The following is a 17502-nucleotide window of genomic DNA, read 5'->3' as shown; positions in this document are numbered from 1 at the left end:
ATTTCTTACGACCGTTTCGGTCGGTGGCCGGTCCCTAATCGGGAGACGGCGTCGCCCCGAACGCGGCTCTCAAACTGCCGTTGACTGGGGTTGATTCGCGGCCACGACCGCACGTTTATATCGGAACGCGGTTCCAAAGCGGGAGTGATGAGCCGACGAACCGCTGTGCTCGCCGTCGCCGCCGCCGTGTTGCTGGCGACGGTGGGCGCACCGCTCGCTCTCGCCGCCCCGGCCGGACCGACAGGAACGACGGCCGCGGTCACCGATGGGTCGGCCGCGGCGCCCGTCGCACAGACGACCGCGAACGACAGCGCGACCAACGACACGGCGACCAACGACAGCGCCGCGTCGTCGGAGACGCTCCCCGGTCAGCGCCTGTCCGCCGTCATCGGCGTACAGGGCTCGGAGACCAACGGCGAACTCGAACGCCGCACCTTCGAGGCGCGCTTCGCCAAGGCGAACTCGAACGCTTCGAAGGCCGCGGTCGTTGCCACGCAGGTCGACGCGGTCCGCGAGCGCCTCACCGAACTCGAACAGCGCAGGGACCGCCTCGAAGCCCAGCGCGAAAACGGGACGCTCTCCGAGGGACAGTACCGCGCGCGACTGACCCAGACGGTCGCCGACATCGAGCGCACCCGGAGCATGCTGAACCAGACGGCCGACGCCGCCTCGACGGTCCCCGCAGAGGACCTCTCGGCGCGCGGCGTCGAGACGGCCGAACTCGACAGGCTTCGCACGAACGCGAGCGAACTCACAGGCCCCGAAGTGGCCGCAATCGCCGGCGAACTCGCGGGGAACCCCGGGAGGGGTATCGGCCGCGAGCGCGCCGCGAACGAGACGGGAACCGACAACGGCGGACAACCGGACGACGCGGGACGGGGCGACGCCCCGGGAAACTCGCGTTCCGAGGCGAGCGACCGCGCCGATGACGTTCGCGCCGACGCCGGCAACGCGTCCAACGGCAACGCGTCCAACGGCAACGCGACCGACGGAGACGAGACTGCCGCGACCGCCGACGCGTCCGACCCCGCCTCGGACGGCGCCGACCGCGGCAACGCCCCGGAGACGCCGCCCGGCAACGACAAGCGCGCGAGGGACGCCGACGGGAGCGGCCCCTCCGCGGACACCGACGACGGGCAGTCCGACGCCGACGGCACCGACACGACCGACGACGTGACGGCGGACGACGACTCGGAAACGTCGTCCACGGGCGACTCGGGCGCTTGAGGCCGGGGACGGCGACCCCGCCTCCCGATACTGTTTAATATCCCCATCCTGTAGACCCACACTGTAATGTCGGAAGTCTGCTCGACGTGCGGGCTCCCTGAAGAGCTCTGCGTCTGCGAGGACGTGGCGAAAGAGTCTCAGGAGATAGTCATCCGCATCGACGAGCGCCGCTACGGAAAAGAGGTTACAGTCATCGAGGGATTCGACCCGAAGGACGTCGACATGGACAGCCTGTCGTCGGACCTCAAGTCGAAGTTCGCTTGCGGTGGAACCGTCGAAGACGATTCCATCGAACTCCAAGGCAACCACCGCGGCCGCGTGGAGGACTTCCTCCGCGAAAAGGGGTTCAACGTCGCGTGACCGACCTCTGAGTTAGCCCGCCGTCGAGATTTTTCGAGCGAGTCAGCGCGCGCGAGCCGTTAGTCCGCCAATTCCACGCCTTTGGTCTCCAGTCGCGTCACCGCCCAGCGACGCCGCCGCTCAGCTCCGCTCGTCGCCGTTTGCGCCCTCGTCGAGACCCTCTTCGAGCGGGCCGTCCCACGCCGCGAGCCCGCCGGCCATGCTCTCGATGCGGGCGTCTTCGGTCCCCTCGTAGGCAGAAAGCAGGCGCACGGCCTGCACGCTCGCCTCGCCCCGCGGGCAGACGGTGACGACGTGTTCCGCGCCCGCGACGCGGTCGAGGTGCGAGACGAGGTTCGAAAGCGGGACGCTGATGCTTCCCGGAACGTGCCCGAGCGCGAACTCCGCCTCCGTGCTCACGTCCACGACGAGCGGCGGCTCCTCGCCGTCGAGGAGCTCCGCGACCGCCTCGGGCGAGATTTCGTCGACCATCCTACAGCAGGCCCTCGTCGCGGGCGAGGAGCACGCCCTCGACGGTCGCGTCGTTCGTCGGCGGTTCGGTCGCCCGCTCGATTGCCTCCTCGACGGGGACGGCGCGGACCGAGAGGAACTCGTTGTCGTCGAGGTCGCGCTCGACCGGCGTGAGACCCTCGGCGAAGACGAAGCCGCGGCGGTGCCGGAGGACGCCCGTCGAACACCACACGTCGCCGATGACCGACGCCGAGTCGGCGTCGAAGCCGGTCTCCTCGCGGAGTTCGCGCACCCCGGCGTCGGTGAAGGACTCGCCCCTTTCGACGACGCCCGCGGGGAGTTCGAGCTGAGTCTGGCGGATGTTCGGCCGGTACTGCTCGACGAAGACGACGTGGTCGTCCGCGACCGCGACGACGACGACCGCGGTCGCCAACTCGGCCCAGTAGTAGCGCTTCGTGGTCCCGTTGGGCTGTTCGACGAGGTCGTAGCCGCCGGTGAACCAGCCGGTGTCGTACTCGATTTCGGATTCCAGCACGGGCCACTCGGGGTCGGGCAGGCGCTCGTGTCGGCGGCCGTCGTCGGTCATCGGTCCGCTCCGGTCGCGTCGCTCTCGGAACCTGCCCCACTACTGTCGCCCTCGGATTCCTCGCCGAGGAGCGCGTCGCGGTAGACGCGGCCGAAGGCGTTGCGTCGGAGGGTGCTGACGGCGGCGTCCTCCTCGTTTTGGAACGTCGTCGCCAGCACCGTCTCGGCGAAGGGGACCGCGTGCCACGCGACGCGCTCTACGTCGGGGTTGCCGAGTTCGACGAGTTCGTACTCCTCGTGGGCCGCGCGCCAGTCGTCGAACTCGGCGCGCGTGCCGACCGTGACCGAAAGCGACTCGGCGAAAAGCGCGTTCCGGACGGTCTCGATTACGTCGCCGGTCACGCGCTCTCGGTACTCCTCGCGGTCGAACTCCATCGCCTTGGCCGTCTCGCGGACGACCACCTGTGCGGTCGGTCCGACGCGGTCGAAGGCGGCCTCGGCCTCGTCGAGCGACGCCGGCGCAATCGTCCCGTGGGTTTCCATCGCCAGTCGGTTCGGGGCCCGGACTTACGACTCTTTCCTGTCGGTGTCGTCGTCGCTCTCCTCGCCGCGGTCGTCGGCATCGGAGCCGGCGTCGCGGTCGTCGCCCTCCCGCGGCGCGTCATCGGTCTCGCCGTCATTGGTCTCGCCGTCTTCGCCGTCCTCGCCGTCGTCCGCGACCATCTCGCGGGTGAGCGACCGCGCCTCCTCGAAAATCTGCGCCGCGTCGCCCGAAAGCGACTGCGACCCGCCGGCACCGCCGAACGGTTGCGGCTCTCGGTCGGGGATGTCGTGGTCGTGTTCCTGCCCGTGCGCGTGGCCGTGACTGTGACCGCCGGTGCGGTCGACCGTGTCCTCGAACACCTCGTCGAACTCGCGTTCCTCGGCGAGGTCGGAGACGAGCGGGCCGAGCGAGTCGGCGTTCAGGTCGGCCCACTCGGGGGCGTGTTCGTCCAGCCACGTCTCGTGGTCGTCGCCGTGGACGATGGCCTGTAACGCGAGGTGGTTCGCGAGGTGCGTCTCGTCGCGTTGCGGCGCGTCGCAGACCGGACAGGCGTATCCCATACCCTCCGGTAGCGGCTCTGTGTACCAAAACCCGTCGCACTCTCGCGTCGCCCCGTGTCGCGGTGCGGCGCATCGCGTCGGGGTCGTCGGTCGTCGAAGAAATGCGGCCGCGTCGCCCGCGTGGTGATGGTGGTGATGGTGGTGGTGGTGGTGGGTCGCAGGCGAGCGGCCGTCACGGCGCCGCGTTTGGGCGCCGCGTCCTGTGGTGGTGTGGTGGTGTGGTGATACCGATTCGTTCGTGTGTCGATGCGTCAGGCGGACGTGACGATAACCGTTCCGTCGGCCCAGACGGTCACGTCGCAGGCGGCGTACCGGAACCCGATTCGACCGCGCGAGGGCGCTACCGACCCGCGAGTGCCACCGTCGGTCACCGGTACCCGCGCCGGCGGAGCGAACAGTTGACACAGCGCGTCGGGGTCGATAGCCTCGGACAGCGGTGGGAGGTCGATGGCGTCCACGCCTCTCAGTTGAGCGGTCGCGGTGACGACGGTCACCGCGAGGGTGTCTCGTCCGCCCCAATCGTGTCTGGCGACGACCTCGTCGGTCGTCCCCGTATTCCATCCCACATCGTTGCCCGGTAACACGCGAGTTTCGTCCATGGTTCGGTTCGCGTCGGCGCCTCGCCGACACCCGTGCCGACGACGCTCGGGGATATATCGGTCGCTGCTATCCAACTAGTGGTGGCGCGCGAGCCACCTCTAGGCACCTAGAACCGGACCTGAAAATCAGTTGGTATCGATGGTCTGCACGTGGTACGCCCTCACTCGAAGACTCGCTCGACCAGCTTTCGCTCGGCCGCGCGCAGGTGGTACTGGTAGGTCGGCGCGCTGATGTCGAACGTCTCGGCGAGCGTCTCGGCGGTACTGCGGCGCGGCCACTCGTAGAAGCCGGCGAGGTGGGCCGCCCGAATCGACTCGTGTTGCCGACTCGTCCACGCCTCCCGCATCTCGGCGGCGAACGTCTGCGGCGACTCGGCACCGGCGGCGGTCCGCCGCGAGAGCAGACTCGTCCCGGGGTAGTTCGCGTCGAGCGCGTCGACGAACGACCGGACGCGGATTCGCTCGGGGACCTCGGCGGTGAGCGTGGTCTGGGTCGGCGTCGCGTCGAGCGCCCGTAGCGTCGCCTCCGAGGCGTACAGCGTCTCGAACAGCGACTCCCGCGGGAGGCGGAGTTCGAACAGCGACCCCGCGTCGTCGGTCGAGACGTGGCGCACGCGCGTCGCGATGTCCCGCCCCGCGGCGACGACGTCCTCGGGCGCCGCGTCGCTGGCGACGAACGCGATGACCGAGCCGTCGGACTGCGGGATGACGCCGCCGAGGCTCACCGCCTCGCCGACCCGCCGGGCGAGCCGCGATATCGACAGTCGGTCGCCGCCGAGCCGTATCTGCACGTCCGCCCGGCGCTCGGTCAGCATGGCGTCGGCGCGCCCCGTGGCCGCGAGCGCGTAGCCGACCGCCTCCCCCAGTTCGGAGAGCAGACCGTCGTCGTTTTCGAACGTTTCCGAGTTGGTCGCGTGGACGACGAACACCGCCTCCACCCGGTCGTCGGCGACCGCGGGGATGACCGCGATGGCGCGGAACCCGTAGCTGAGCGCGTCGCCGCGGTGGTCTGCCCACGCGGGGTCGTCGAGCACGTCCGCTATCACCTGCATCTCTCGGCTCTCGATGGCGGCTTCGAGGAGCGAAAACAGCGGCTCCGCAGTCGCCACCTCCCCAAGTCGGTCGGCGTAGGCGGTGTCCGCGCCGTGGACCGCGTCGCTCGGCGGGCGGTACGTCTCGTCGACGTCGCTGACCTCGGCGTGCCAGACGACGGCCACGCCGTCGGCGTCGACGAGGTGTTCGGCGACGGCCGCAAGCGCCTCGCCGCGGGTCGGCGCGCGGATGAGCGACCGGTTGATGTTCCGGATGGTCGCGTTGATTCGGTCGAGTCGCGTGAGCGCCTCGTTTTGGGCTTCGAGCCGGCTGTCGCGCTCGCGGAGCTCCGCCTCGGCGTCGATTCGGTCGAGCAACTCCTCGACGGTCGCCGACAGCAGATTCACGAGCTCCACGTCGACTTCGTTCGGCGCGACGGTGCCGGGGTGGCCGGTGACGAGCACGCCGTGGCGACCCAGCGGCGCGGCGATAACGCGCTCGACGCCGTCGACGACGCCCCCGTCGGGCGCGAGTTCGACCACGCGGACGTCGCCGGAGACGAACGCGTCCCAGACGCCGCCGCGGTCGAGGCCGCCCTCGAACGGCTTGTCGCCGAGCCCGGTCCCGGCCGCGCCCACGCGGACGAGGCTCGTGTCCGACTCGTCGAAGACGTACAGCTCCGTCCGGGCGTCGCCGAGCACCTCGTCGCAGGCGTCGACCGCCGCCCGGAGGACCGCCTGTCTGTCGGTCGCGCCCATCATCTCGCGGGTCCGGTCGTGGAGGGTCGCGAGCAGTCGCTCGTAGCGGTGTCGCTTCGTCACGTCGCGGAGGACGCCGACGGAGCCGATTTCCTCGCCGCAGACCACGAGCGGCGTCCGGTGGTTCTCGACGCGGACGACCTCGCCGTCGGGCGTCCGGAGTTCGAACTCGACGATGCCCCGCGACGTGGCCGCGAACGCCTCGTCGCTCCCGTCTGTCGGGGTCGCGTTCTCTGCGAGCAGGCTCGTCGGCGAGCCGATGACGCGCTCGCGGTCGAGCCCGGTGAGCCGCTCGAACGCCGGATTGACCGCCGCGAACCGCTCCTCGTCGTCCAGCGCGTACACCGCGTCGGCGACGGCCTCGACCATCCGCCCGTACTGCTCGGCCTCGGCCTCGCGTTCCAACTGCTCTGTGATGTCGGTGAAGTAGACCGAAAGCCCCGTCTCGGAGGGGTACGCCCGTACCGCATACCACGTTTCGAGACGCTCGTAGTAGGTCTCGAACGTCGCCGGCTCCTGTCGCTCCATCGCGCGCTCGAACCCCTCGCGGAAGACGGCCGCCTCGGGGACCGAGTCCCAGATGCGCGTCCCCAGCACCGCCGCGGCGGACATCCCGAGCCCGTGTTCGGCCGTCGAGTTGACGTAGGTGACTCGCCAGTCCGCGTCGAACCCCATCACCGCCTCGTCCATCCGCTCTAACACCTCCGAGAGGGCCCCTTTGAGCTCGTGGCGCTCGGTCGCCGCGCCGACGACGGCCGCGATGTTCTCCAAGAACAGCACGTCGTCGTCGGAGAACCGCCCGCGGGCGACGGCGTGGGCGGTGATGACTCCCCACCGAGTCCCGTCCCCGCCGATGGCCGCGCTCATCCCGCTTTTCGGTCCCGACGCCCCCGCGTCGTCCGCGGGCTCGAAGCGCTCGTCGGCGTCGACGTCGTCGACGAGCGTCGAGCGCCCGGTCCGGTACGTCTCGGCCGCCTGCGTCCCCTCGGTCGCGGTGGGGCCGCGACCCCGACTCGCCGACCAGCCCGCGGCGGCGGCGACGCGAAACGCGCCGTCGTCGAGGCCCTCGAACACCGTGACCGAGTCCGCCCCGAGCACGTCGCGGACCCGGTGTGCGGCGTGGTCGAGCGTCGTGTCGAGGTCCACGGCGGTCAGCGCCCGGGTGCCCACCTCGGAGACGACGCGCTGTTGCTCGATGCGGTCTCTGTGGTCCCGCGCGAGGGTGTACTCGCCGAGCGCCCGCTCGACGCGGGCGGCCACCCACGACATCGTCCCCGGGTCGCCGTCGCGGACGACGTAGTCCGTCGCGCCGGCGTCGACCGCGCGCCCCGCGACCTCGCGGTCGGCGGCCGCGACGACGACGGGAACGTCGAGGCCCTGCGCGTAGACGTCGCGGACGAACGCCGCCTCGTCGCCGGCCGCCGTGGGCGCGGTGAGAACGACACACGAGACGGCCGCCGAGGCGGAGACGAGTTCCGCGCGCGCCGCGGCGGGGGTGCGGACGTGGCGGACGGCCGTCGCTTCGCCGAGCGACGACAGCGACGAGTCGAGGGCCGCCACGAACTCGTCGTCGTCACTCACACAGAGCACGGTGGGGGACGGTAACACAACTCGTGTACGTGGCTTGCCCTGATAAGCCCTCGTTCGGCCGCGTGCGGTCCTGTCAGCCGCTTTGCCACTCGGCCATGTCGAGGACCATGATGTAGGCGTCCTCGCCGTCGCCGTAGTAGCTCGGCACCCGGCGGGCGGGGTCGAAGCCGAGGCTCCGGTAGAGCCCGATGGCGGGGTCGTTCGAGACGCGGACTTCGAGTTTCACGACCGCCGCGCCCGCGATGGCCATCGCCGTCAGCGACTGGACGAGTAACCGCCGACCGAGGCCGTTCCCGCGGGCCGCCGGGCTGACCGCGAGGTCCTTGACGTGCCCGATGTCGTTGCCGTGGTTCGGCATCACGTCGGCGACGACGTAGCCGAGCACCTCGCCCCCGCGGACGGCGACGAGGAACGCCGGCTCGTCGACGAACAGCTCGAACGCGGAGTACGGCCACGGCTCGGAGAAACAGGTCCGCTCGATGCGGAGCACGTCGAGGAGGTCCGCCCGGTCGACCCGCCGGACGACAACGTCGTCGGCGAGCGCGTCGTCGAACGCCGTCACGCACGGCGCTACGTGGTTGGCACGCAAAAGCCCGACGGCACGGGGCCGCGAGGGCGCAAGCGGGCCGGCGGGAGGACGCTCACGGGGGCGGCCGGTGCGACCCTCGGGTCGCGCGATAGCCGCCGCTCGCCGGGCGAAAAAGTGAAAAGGTGGTCGGTCGCGCTCAGTCGTCCGCGGGGGCGGCGCCGCCCTCGGCCTGCTGTTTCGTGAGGGGGAGCTTGCCGCCGGCGGTGAGGATACGACGCTCGCGCTCGGAGGCGTGTAGGTTCGCCGTCGCTTCCCAGTCGTCGTTCACGCGGATGGTGAACTCTTCCTGGCCGGATTCGACGGCGTCGGCAACGTCGTCGACGATTTCGACGTCGTCGCCCTGTTCGATCTTCTCGTAGGTCTCCTCGTCGATGGCGAGGGGGACGATACCGAAGTTGAACAGGTTCGCCTTGTGGATGCGAGCGAACGACTGCGCGAGGACGGCCTCGATGCCGAGGTACATCGGACACATCGCGGCGTGTTCGCGGGAGGAGCCCTGGCCGTAGTTCTCGCCCGCGACGAGGACGCCGGTGCCGGCGTCCTTGGCGCGCTGGGCGAACGTCTCGTCGACGCGCGAGAGCGTGAAGTCCGAGAGGCGCTCGATGTTCGAGCGGAACTTGAGGATGTCGGACGTCGCCGGGATGATGTGGTCGGTCGTGATGTTGTCCTCCATCTTCAGGAGGGTCTCACCCGAGATGTTCGAGCCGAGGGGGTCCTGCAGGGGAACTTCGCCGATGTTCGGGCCCTTGATGAGCTCGTCGTCGATGGCGTCTTCGGCGTAGATGAGGTCCGTCTTCGAGCCGTCGTACTTCTCGGGGAGCTCGACGCCGGGCGCGTCGAGGTCACCGAGTTCGTCGGCGAGGTCGCGCGGGTCGATGATTTCGCCCTTGAGCGCCGCGGCGGCGGCGACCTGCGGCGAGCAGAGGTAGACGTTGTCGTCTTCGATACCGGAGCGACCCTCGAAGTTACGGTTGAAGGTGCGAAGCGAGATGGAGTCGGAGGCGGGCACGTGGCCGATGCCGATACACGGACCACAGGTCGCCTCGGAGACGTTGACACCGGCGGCCATCATCTCTGCCGTCCAGCCCTGCCGGGCGAGAATCTCGCCGGCCTGCTTCGAACCGGGTGCGACGATCATCTCGAGGTGCTTTGCGACTTCGCGACCCTCGAACATCTTCGCGGCCGGGAGGATGTCCTCGTAGCCGCCGTTCGTACAGGAACCGACGAGGACCTGTTCGACCTTCTCGCCGGCGACTTCGCGGACGGGAACGACCTTGTCCGGCATCGACGGGCAGGCGATGAGCGGTTCGAGGTCGTCGAGGTCGATGACGATTTCGTCGGCGTACTCGGCGTCGTCGTCGGCCGTCAGCTCGACGTACTCGTCGCCGCGACCCTGGCGTTCGAGGTAGTCCTTGGTCTTCTCGTCGGTCTCGAACAGCGACGAGGTGGCTCCGAGTTCGGTCCCCATGTTGGTGATGGTGGTTCGCTCGGGCACGCTGAGCGACTCGGCACCGGGGCCGGTGTACTCGAACACCTTGCCGACGCCGCCCTTGACGGTCTCGCGGCGGAGCATCTCGAGGATGACGTCCTTCGCGGAGGACCACTCGGGGAGTTCGCCTTCGAGGCGCACGTTCACGACTTCCGGCATCTCGACGTAGTACGCGCCGCCGCCCATGGCGACTGCGATGTCGAGGCCGCCCGCACCGATGGCGAGCTGGCCGAGGCCGCCGGGGGTCGGCGTGTGCGAGTCCGAGCCGAGGAGCGTCTTGCCGGGCGCGGCGAAGTTCTCCTTGTGGACGTTGTGGCAGATACCGTTGCCGGGGCGGGAGAAGTGGGCACCATATGTCCCGGCCGCGGAACGGAGGAAGCGGTGGTCGTCCGTGTTCTTGAAGTCGAACTGGTAGGTCTGGTGGTCGCAGTACTGAGCGGCGAGCTCGGTCTGCGCCTCGTCGAGGTCGAGCGCCTCGAACTGGAGCCAGACCATCGTCCCGGTCGTGTCCTGCATCAGGACTTGGTCGATTTCGATTCCGATCTCCTCTCCGGGGGTGAGGTCACCCTCGACGAGGTGGTCCGAGAGAATCTTTTCCGTGAGCGTCTGTCCCATAACACCCGAACCTCGATGGTCCTCGGATATAAATCCCGCGTACTTCCCTATCTTCGAACGTGAACGATAGCGCCGTCTCGGGGTTTGTAGCGTCTAAGGGCCATTAAACTCCTTGTTGGTTCTCCCATGTGACTTGTCACCGCGGGGGTCGTCACCTCCCCGAAGGGGGTGCGATTTCACCCCCGTCGCGGCCCCGAATCAGAGGTGCGTTTCGGGGGCGACGACGGCCGAGGTCCGGCACAGTTTTGCGCCCGCTGAACGGGGTTCGGATATGCACCGCGCTGGCTCGTTCGTCGCACAGCACATCTCGCCGGTCACGGCCGAACAGGTCCAACCCAACGGCGTCGACCTGACGCTCGAAGCGGTCCTCGAACAGGTCGAACCGGGCCGCCTCGGCCGCGAGGGGAAGACCGTCGGGGAGCGCCGCGCCCTCGACTTCGCCGACCCGGAGACCGAGACGTACCGGCTCGACCCCGGCGGCTACGTCCTCCAGTACGCCGAGACGGTCCACATCCCCGAGGACCACGTCGGCTTCATCTACCCGCGGTCGTCGCTCATGCGGAACTCCTGTATGCTGAACACGGCCGTCTGGGACGCCGGCTACGAGGGGAAAGGCGAGGGCCTCCTGCAGGTCCACCACCCGGTCGAACTCGAACGCGGCGCGCGGGTCGCCCAAATCGTCCTCGCGGACGCGACCCACGACGAGACCTACGACGGGAGCTATCAGGGCGAGCGAACCCGCTGACGAACGAACCCGCTGACGAACGCCGACCGCGACTCTCGGAAGCGGTCGCTCGCCGGTCGCTCGTCGGATGATACCGGATTAATACCCACATCCCGATTTACGGGACGTTCTCGGCGATGACGAATTCCTTTCAAGTCGTTGGGCGTCGTATCTGTTCTCGCGGAGGGCACGTCGGGCCGAAACGAGGGGCGACCTGTACACACTGAACCTCCGCAACTTCCTCCTACCACATCTTCGTCTTCGTCACGTCGCGCGTTTCCTGCGAACAGCACTGTCCCCGTGAGCCGCGGCGTCGCTCTGCCGGCGTCCGATTCGCCGCCGCGGTCGGGTGCCGCGGGACCGCCGTCACCTAAAGCCGCTTCGAGCGCGGCAGTCGGGTTCTCTGACCCAAAGGCACATTTACGCGCATGCCTAAGTGTGGCCAATCACTGATGTCACGGAGTCCATCTCTCCCGGAACGTCCTCATCTCGACCTGGACCCCGAGATGTCGGATGCAGAGCGGCTGTCTGCACTCCGCCAGCACTTCGAACGCATGGTCGACGTCAACCGCGAACTCGACCAGCGGCTCCAGAACGCCGATGACCGCCACGCCGAGTTAGTCGACGAAGTCGACCAGATGAAAGCGCGCAACGAGGCGCTGAAGACGGCCTCGTACTACATCGCTACGGTCGAGGAACTGACCGACGACGGCGTCATCATCAAACAGCACGGCAACAACCAGGAGGTCCTCACCGAGTTCGCACCGAACCTGAACATCGACGACATCGAGCCGGGCGACCGCGTCGCAATCAACGACTCGTTCGCCGTCCAGACCGTCCTTGACGACGAGACGGACGCGCGGGCGCAGGCGATGGAGGTCGTCGAGTCGCCGACGGTCACCTACGACGACATCGGCGGCATCGACGAGCAGGTCCGCGAGGTCCGCGAGGCGGTCGAACAGCCCCTCGAAAACCCCGAGATGTTCGCGGAAGTCGGCATCGACCCGCCGTCGGGCGTGCTCCTCTACGGCCCGCCGGGCACCGGGAAGACGATGCTCGCCAAGGCCGTCGCCAACGAGACCAACGCCTCGTTCATCAAGATGGCCGGCTCCGAACTCGTCCAGAAGTTCATCGGCGAGGGCGCGCGGCTGGTCCGCGACCTGTTCAAGCTCGCCGCCGAGCGCGAACCGGTGGTCATCTTCATCGACGAAATCGACGCCGTCGCCTCGAAGCGGACGGACTCGAAGACCTCCGGCGACGCCGAGGTCCAGCGCACGATGATGCAACTCCTCTCGGAGATGGACGGCTTCGACGACCGCGGCGACATCCGCATCATCGCGGCGACCAACCGCTTCGATATGCTCGACGAGGCCATCCTCCGGCCCGGCCGGTTCGACCGCCTCATCGAGGTGCCCAAGCCCGCCGTCGAGGGCCGCCGCCGCATCCTCGACATCCACACCCGCGACATGAACGTCGCCGACGACGTGGACCTCGACGCGCTCGCCGAGGAACTCGACGACTACTCCGGCGCGGACATCGCGTCGCTGACCACCGAGGCCGGCATGTTCGCCATCCGCGAGGGCCGCACCGAGGTGACGGGCGCGGACTTCGACGCCGCCCACGAGAAGCTCTCGAACGTCGAGGAGTCCGGCACCGGCCCCATCTCGGGCTTCACGGACTACCAGTACTGAACTCGGCCGGGAACCGGCGTCGCGGCGGTCGTCGACGCCCCCGCCTCGCCCCGGCTTTCGAGCGCCACTATTCGTAACCCCCTTTTCCGCCGCCGCGAGAGTTCGGACATGAACACGATTCGCGTCGTCCGCGGGGTCGGCACCGCCCCCACCGAGATGGCGTCGTACGACGCCGCGCTCGCCGCCGCCAACGTCCACAACTACAACCTCGTCGCCGTCTCCTCCGTGGTTCCCGCCGACGCGACGGTCGAGGCGGTCGACGTGGCCCCCGATCTCGGTCCGGCGGGCAACCGTCTGACCGTGGTGCAGGCCCGCGAGACGACTTCGACCCCCGGCGAGACGGCCGTCGCCGGTCTCGGCTGGGCGACCGGCTCCGGCCCCGGCCTGTTCTACGAGGCGTCAGGAACCGACGAAGACAGCGTCCGCGCGGCCGTCCTCGACGGCCTCGACGCGGGACGGAACCTCCGCGAGTGGTCGTTCGACGACGAGGAAGTCGCGCTCACGACCGGCACCCACGAGGGCGACGGCTACACCACCGCCGTCACGGTCGCGGCCTACGGGCAAAGCGAATCTATCTTCTGACACTCCGCGCTGACCGACGGACTCATCAGCGTTTGTGAGTATTGCTCCGTCATGAGTGGTGACGCGCCGTTCGACCTGTCTCCGAGGCGAGTGGCGCTTATCTACGCCGCGTTCGGGTTCCTCTGGGTCGCGACGAGCGACAGTCTCGTGGAGGGGCTTCCGAACCACGAGCTCGTCCAGACGGCGAAGGGGTGGATGTTCGTCGTCCTGTCGGCGCTGTTGGTGTACGACCTCGTCGGTCGGAGCCAGACCGAACTGGACCGGACCTCCGAGCGACTGGAATCGACGCTCGCGCACACGAGCGTCCTGCATCGAATCCTCAGACACGACATCAGGAACGCCTGCACCGCCATCCTCGGTTACGCCGAACTCGTCGAGTCGCGGGACGAGTCGGACTCGAACACCGACCCCGTCGAGGCGATTCGGGAGCGCGCGAACCGACTGGTCGAGGTGAGCGACGAGGTCGCGCTCCTCCGGACCGTCGAACTCGCGGAGGGCAACGAGGTCGACGTCGACCTCTCGTCTGCGGTCGCCGACGCCGTCGAGGACCTCGAACTCGAGCACTCCGGGGTGCGGGTGTCGGTCGCCTCGTCGGTGGAGACGCTCACCGTGCGGGCGCACCCGGCGCTCCCGCGGAGCATCGCCGAACTGCTCGACAACGCCGTCGTCCACGCCGACTGCGACGAACCGGAGATTCACGTCGCCGTCTGGCAACTCGAGGGGTCCGTCGGCGTGACCGTCTCCGACAACGGACCCGGCATCCCGGACGCCGAGCGGGACGCCCTCATGTCCGGCGCGGAGACGCCGCTTTCGCACACGAGCGGCGTCGGCCTCTGGCTGGTCCGCGCCATCGTCGACGCCTCCGGCGGGTCGCTCGCCATCTCGACGCCGAAGCCCCGCGGGACCGTCGTCACCGTCTCGCTCCCGCGACCGGCCTGACGGCGGCGTCACCGCGCAGTCAGCCGGTTTTGATTCCGCCACCGCCTTGCCGACCGACGACGGCTTTTTACACGTCCTTCCCCTATCGCAGACGACTGATGAACGGGAACAACCCATATGCGGGCGCTCCCGGCGTGACTGGGGCCGGCCAGGCGTCGGCCGACCGAGAACTGACCGTCGACCAGATGGACGCGCTCCGGCGGGCGGTCGCCGGTATCGTCTCGCGGACGGAGTCGTATCTCCCCGAGGGGTTCGCCGTCGGGTCGGAGCTCTCGACCGGGTCGACCGGGCCGCTCGCCACCGTGGCCGTCCACCCGCCGGTCGGCCACCCCGTCAGCGCCGGCTTCTCGCCGGACGCCGACGAACTCGACGCCGGACTCACCGACGAAGACCGCAACGAGGTCGCCCGCGGGCTGGCCGCCACCGCGGCGTTTCAGGTCATGAGCGCCGTCGGCGACGACCTCACGCCCGCCGCGCGGTAACCTCGACCGACCCCCGTCGCCGTCGCGGTCCGAGTGGCGACTGACGCGCGGGTGCGACCCGCCGACCGCTTTCTCCTCGTCGCTCCGTCGCTCGCCTTGCATCTCCCCTCCTCACTCTCGTCAGTTCAGAACGAGAACAATACACTTCACGGAGGCCGTCGAAAGGGAGGTATGGTTTCGCTTTTCGGCTACGCGGACGAGATTGGTCCGACGACGCTCATCATCGTCGGCTTCCTGCTGTTTGTCTTCCCCGAACCGGCGACGTCGGCCCTCGGAGCGGGACTGATGCTGTTCGGCGCGGCGTACTGGTTCTGGGAGTGGAACCGTCCCTGACCACGGGGCCGAGCGCGCGAGCGTCCCCGGTCAGACGCTCCCGCGGCGGCGGTTTCGACCGGCGTCGTCGCGGACGCGGGACTCGATGTCGTCGAGCGGCAGTTCCGTCTCGGCGGTCGTGCCCGACTCGCCCGTCGGACCGGCCGCCGACCGCGGTGTCGCAACGAACAACCCGTAGGCGAGCACGGCCGCCGAGACGAGGCCGCTCGCGCCGACAACGAGCGAAAGTGGGAGCGGCGAGAGCGCGCCGACCGCCGTCCCGACGGCGAGCGGGAGCGGTAGTGTCGCGAGGATGGCGTCGTACCGCGTCGCTTTCGTGACGATGCTGTCGCTATGGGGTGTTCGTGTGCGCATGATACCACTCGGAACCGAGTACGAACGTCTGAATATTAGCTATTTCGCCCGACGGGACGGCCGTGCGGCTCACGGATATGCTGAGTCAACGGAAGACTCGGGGCGCGACGAGTCGCCTATTTTCCCCAGAAGGGGTCGCGGCGGCGGTGCTTTTCGAGGTAGCCCGACAGCGCCTCCAGTTCGTCGGTGGGGATGTCGTCGCGGAGCTCCTGTTCGAGAATCTTCGCGTGCTTTTCGGGGAGTTCGATCCAGAGTTCGTCACCCTCCTCTATCTGGCGGCCGACCGTCGGGCCGTCGATGGCGACGCTGACCCGCGAGCCGGCGCGGGCGCTCGACACGTCCTCGCCGTTTTCTTGGATGCCCGAGAGCTGACCGACGCGGTTCGCCTCGCCGTCTTCCCACTTCACGACGTTCATGTTGTTCTTGATGGTCCCGGACATGACTTCGACCCCGACGACGGCGGGGTTGTTCTGCCGGAAGACGTGGTCCTGGAGGATGCGGAAGCGACACGGGCGGACGATTTTGTCGAGAATCGTCTCCTGTTGGGCGCGTTTCATCTCCTCGACGTGCTCTTCGTACTCCTCGACGAGCTGATAGATGACGTCGTCTTCGAACAGCTTCACGTCGTTCTTTTCGAGTTCGGCCTCGGCGTTCGAGAGCACGTCCACGTTGAACCCGAGGATGACCTTGTGTTCGGGCTCGCGGGCGGTCGAGGCGACCGCCACGTCGCGCGGGGCCACGTCGCCGACCTCGGCGCGGAGAATGGGCACTTCGGCTTCCTGTAACGCGTTCGCCATGGCTTCGAGACTGCCGAGCGTGTCGGCCTTGACGACGACGCCCTCCTCTTCGGTGGTGACCTCGATGTCCGCGAGTTCGGCTTCGACCTCGCGGACGACCTCGTCGAGGTCGCGGTCGCCGACGACGCGGACCGGCGCGCCGGCCATCGCGTCTTCGAGGTCGGGCGCGGCGATTTTCACGCCGGCCGCGGCGCGGACCTCGTCGACCTTGTCGAACCGCTTTTCGGTTCGAATCTCCGCGTTCGGGCGGGGCTGGAGGAGCGCGCGGACCTCGGTGATGATGGGGTCGTTCGCGCCGCCGACGACGATGGTGTCGCCCGCGCGAATCGTCCCGTCGTAGAGGACCACGTCGAGGGTCGCGCCGAAGCCGCGTTCCTCCTTGACTTCGAGGACCGTCCCGGAGCCGGGACCGGCCACGTCGATGGCCATCTCGTCTTTCATGTAGCGCTGGGACAGCCCCATCAGGACGCCCAGCAGGTCCGGGATGCCCTCGCCGGTCAGCGCGGAGACGGGGACGACGCCGATGTTGGACTGGAAGTTCTGGACGCGCCAGTAGAAGTCGGAAGAAAAGCCCCGGTCGGAGAGCTCGCCGATAATCTCGTACAGTTTCTCGTCGAGTTTCGAGCGGGCGCGCTGGGACTGCTCCTCGTAGGTCTTCTGGATGGGGGCCCCCTCTTGGGGGTTCCACCCCGGCGTGGTGTCTATCTTGTTCGCGGCCACGATGAACGGCGTTCCCGTCCGCTTGAGGATGTCGATGGCCTCCTCGGTCTGCGGCTGGAAGCTGTCGTTCACGTCGACCACGAGGATGGCGATGTCGGCGAGCGCCCCGCCGCGCGAGCGGAGGGTGCTGAAGGAGTGGTGGCCCGGCGTGTCGATGAACAACAGCCCCGGGAGGTCGAAGTCCTCGGGCTTGACCAGACTGCCGGCCATCTGCGAGACGGTGTCTAAGGGGACCGCGGTCGCGCCGATGTGCTGGGTGATGGCGCCGGCTTCGCCCTCGCTGACGGCGGAGCCGCGAATCTTGTCGAGAAGACTCGTCTTCCCGTGGTCCACGTGGCCGAGGACGGCCACGATGGGTGTGCGAAGCGTATCGGATTGTGACGTCGAATCAGTGTCGGACATGGAGAATCGCCCCGGAGAAAGCTCTTACCGGAATCGAGTCGGTGACTCAAGTTAAGTCCATCGTCACGACCGCGCCCGCGAGTCCGCGAGTCACCGTGTCGACTGTTCTCGCGGCCCGCAGGCGGGTCGGGGCGTTCGTC

The 17502-nt window shown here is 68.6% G+C and carries 18 protein-coding genes; 8 read left to right on the top strand and 10 right to left on the bottom strand.

What is annotated here, in order from left to right; translation table 11 throughout:
* Positions 1-147: 147 nt before the first annotated feature.
* Both IEV64_RS17225 and yciH read left to right on the top strand, forming a co-directional pair.
* Positions 148-1227, top strand: a complete 1080-nt coding sequence (locus IEV64_RS17225) for a DUF7096 domain-containing protein (RefSeq protein ID WP_229722718.1) — start codon at positions 148-150, stop codon at positions 1225-1227.
* 66 nt (positions 1228-1293) lie between these two features.
* A complete protein-coding gene (gene yciH / locus IEV64_RS17220) occupies positions 1294-1587 on the top strand; it encodes a stress response translation initiation inhibitor YciH (RefSeq protein ID WP_004976316.1) in 294 nt (97 codons plus the stop codon).
* 120 nt (positions 1588-1707) lie between these two features.
* Here the strand turns inward: yciH and IEV64_RS17215 are convergent, their stop codons facing one another.
* The 8 genes from IEV64_RS17215 to IEV64_RS17180 all read right to left on the bottom strand — a co-directional run bounded on the left by IEV64_RS17215 (position 1708) and on the right by IEV64_RS17180 (position 10338).
* Complete coding sequence (locus IEV64_RS17215; RefSeq protein WP_007276109.1) at positions 1708-2058, bottom strand: rhodanese-like domain-containing protein; 351 nt, start codon at positions 2056-2058, stop codon at positions 1708-1710.
* Between the two features lies 1 nt (position 2059).
* On the bottom strand, positions 2060-2623 hold the full coding sequence (locus IEV64_RS17210; protein ID WP_188424671.1) for an NUDIX hydrolase: 564 nt from the start codon (positions 2621-2623) through the stop codon (positions 2060-2062).
* Positions 2620-3105, bottom strand: a complete 486-nt coding sequence (locus tag IEV64_RS17205) for a DUF5809 family protein (RefSeq protein WP_188424669.1) — start codon at positions 3103-3105, stop codon at positions 2620-2622. The genes IEV64_RS17210 and IEV64_RS17205 overlap by 4 nt, the downstream gene beginning before the upstream one ends.
* A 24-nt stretch (positions 3106-3129) precedes the next feature.
* Positions 3130-3666, bottom strand: a complete 537-nt coding sequence (locus IEV64_RS17200) for a DUF5810 domain-containing protein (RefSeq protein WP_188424667.1) — start codon at positions 3664-3666, stop codon at positions 3130-3132.
* A gap of 251 nt (positions 3667-3917) precedes the next feature.
* Complete coding sequence (locus tag IEV64_RS17195) at positions 3918-4265, bottom strand: HalOD1 output domain-containing protein (RefSeq protein WP_004967396.1); 348 nt, start codon at positions 4263-4265, stop codon at positions 3918-3920.
* A gap of 161 nt (positions 4266-4426) precedes the next feature.
* Positions 4427-7636, bottom strand: a complete 3210-nt coding sequence (locus IEV64_RS17190; RefSeq protein WP_188424665.1) for a GAF domain-containing protein — start codon at positions 7634-7636, stop codon at positions 4427-4429.
* An 82-nt stretch (positions 7637-7718) separates the two neighbouring features.
* Positions 7719-8207, bottom strand: a complete 489-nt coding sequence (rimI, locus tag IEV64_RS17185) for a ribosomal protein S18-alanine N-acetyltransferase (protein ID WP_188424663.1) — start codon at positions 8205-8207, stop codon at positions 7719-7721.
* A gap of 163 nt (positions 8208-8370) precedes the next feature.
* Entirely contained in the window at positions 8371-10338 is a 1968-nt protein-coding gene (locus IEV64_RS17180) for an aconitate hydratase (protein WP_007276103.1), read from the bottom strand.
* Positions 10339-10609: 271 nt separating this feature from the next.
* Here IEV64_RS17180 and IEV64_RS17175 point away from each other — a divergent pair, with 271 nt between their 5' ends.
* From IEV64_RS17175 to IEV64_RS17150, 6 genes are all read left to right on the top strand, one after another.
* Positions 10610-11083, top strand: a complete 474-nt coding sequence (locus IEV64_RS17175; protein ID WP_007276102.1) for a deoxyuridine 5'-triphosphate nucleotidohydrolase — start codon at positions 10610-10612, stop codon at positions 11081-11083.
* A gap of 431 nt (positions 11084-11514) precedes the next feature.
* Positions 11515-12753, top strand: coding sequence for a proteasome-activating nucleotidase Pan2 (gene pan2 / locus IEV64_RS17170; RefSeq protein ID WP_007276101.1), 1239 nt, complete (start codon positions 11515-11517; stop codon positions 12751-12753).
* 108 nt (positions 12754-12861) lie between these two features.
* Positions 12862-13335: a pyruvoyl-dependent arginine decarboxylase gene (locus IEV64_RS17165; RefSeq protein ID WP_004967383.1), complete on the top strand. Its 474-nt coding sequence runs from the start codon at positions 12862-12864 to the stop codon at positions 13333-13335.
* Positions 13336-13425: 90 nt separating this feature from the next.
* Positions 13426-14274 (top strand): sensor histidine kinase, encoded by an 849-nt coding sequence (locus tag IEV64_RS17160; protein ID WP_007276100.1) that lies wholly within the window; start codon positions 13426-13428, stop codon positions 14272-14274.
* A gap of 98 nt (positions 14275-14372) precedes the next feature.
* The gene (locus IEV64_RS17155) at positions 14373-14756 is read left to right on the top strand and encodes a DUF5811 family protein (RefSeq protein WP_004062941.1); all 384 of its coding nucleotides are present in this window, start codon (positions 14373-14375) and stop codon (positions 14754-14756) included.
* A gap of 171 nt (positions 14757-14927) precedes the next feature.
* Positions 14928-15089: a hypothetical protein gene (locus tag IEV64_RS17150; RefSeq protein WP_004062940.1), complete on the top strand. Its 162-nt coding sequence runs from the start codon at positions 14928-14930 to the stop codon at positions 15087-15089.
* 30 nt (positions 15090-15119) lie between these two features.
* On the opposite strand, the gene IEV64_RS17145 is transcribed toward IEV64_RS17150, so the two are convergent.
* Together IEV64_RS17145 and infB are read right to left on the bottom strand one after the other, a co-directional pair.
* Positions 15120-15443: a DUF8015 family protein gene (locus IEV64_RS17145; protein WP_188424661.1), complete on the bottom strand. Its 324-nt coding sequence runs from the start codon at positions 15441-15443 to the stop codon at positions 15120-15122.
* A 116-nt stretch (positions 15444-15559) separates the two neighbouring features.
* The gene (gene infB, locus IEV64_RS17140; RefSeq protein ID WP_188424659.1) at positions 15560-17362 is read right to left on the bottom strand and encodes a translation initiation factor IF-2; all 1803 of its coding nucleotides are present in this window, start codon (positions 17360-17362) and stop codon (positions 15560-15562) included.
* Positions 17363-17502: the final 140 nt, after the last annotated feature.

The sequence above is a fragment of the Haloferax sulfurifontis genome, from assembly GCF_014635105.1.
GTDB classification, from domain to species: domain Archaea; phylum Halobacteriota; class Halobacteria; order Halobacteriales; family Haloferacaceae; genus Haloferax; species Haloferax denitrificans.
This window is presented reverse-complemented; position numbering and strand designations above follow the sequence as displayed.

Excerpts from the sequence above, each read along its gene's own strand:
- IEV64_RS17225 (WP_229722718.1), top strand. The coding sequence starts at position 148 with ATGAGCCGACGAACCGCTGTGCTCGCCGTCGCCGCCGCCGTGTTGCTG.
- yciH (WP_004976316.1), top strand. The coding sequence starts at position 1,294 with ATGTCGGAAGTCTGCTCGACGTGCGGGCTCCCTGAAGAGCTCTGCGTC.
- IEV64_RS17215 (WP_007276109.1), bottom strand. The coding sequence starts at position 2,058 with ATGGTCGACGAAATCTCGCCCGAGGCGGTCGCGGAGCTCCTCGACGGC.
- IEV64_RS17210 (WP_188424671.1), bottom strand. The coding sequence starts at position 2,623 with ATGACCGACGACGGCCGCCGACACGAGCGCCTGCCCGACCCCGAGTGG.
- IEV64_RS17205 (WP_188424669.1), bottom strand. The coding sequence starts at position 3,105 with ATGGAAACCCACGGGACGATTGCGCCGGCGTCGCTCGACGAGGCCGAG.
- IEV64_RS17200 (WP_188424667.1), bottom strand. The coding sequence starts at position 3,666 with ATGGGATACGCCTGTCCGGTCTGCGACGCGCCGCAACGCGACGAGACG.
- IEV64_RS17195 (WP_004967396.1), bottom strand. The coding sequence starts at position 4,265 with ATGGACGAAACTCGCGTGTTACCGGGCAACGATGTGGGATGGAATACG.
- IEV64_RS17180 (WP_007276103.1), bottom strand. The coding sequence starts at position 10,338 with ATGGGACAGACGCTCACGGAAAAGATTCTCTCGGACCACCTCGTCGAG.
- IEV64_RS17175 (WP_007276102.1), top strand. The coding sequence starts at position 10,610 with ATGCACCGCGCTGGCTCGTTCGTCGCACAGCACATCTCGCCGGTCACG.
- pan2 (WP_007276101.1), top strand. The coding sequence starts at position 11,515 with ATGTCACGGAGTCCATCTCTCCCGGAACGTCCTCATCTCGACCTGGAC.
- IEV64_RS17165 (WP_004967383.1), top strand. The coding sequence starts at position 12,862 with ATGAACACGATTCGCGTCGTCCGCGGGGTCGGCACCGCCCCCACCGAG.
- IEV64_RS17155 (WP_004062941.1), top strand. The coding sequence starts at position 14,373 with ATGAACGGGAACAACCCATATGCGGGCGCTCCCGGCGTGACTGGGGCC.
- IEV64_RS17150 (WP_004062940.1), top strand. The coding sequence starts at position 14,928 with ATGGTTTCGCTTTTCGGCTACGCGGACGAGATTGGTCCGACGACGCTC.
- IEV64_RS17145 (WP_188424661.1), bottom strand. The coding sequence starts at position 15,443 with ATGCGCACACGAACACCCCATAGCGACAGCATCGTCACGAAAGCGACG.
- infB (WP_188424659.1), bottom strand. The coding sequence starts at position 17,362 with ATGTCCGACACTGATTCGACGTCACAATCCGATACGCTTCGCACACCC.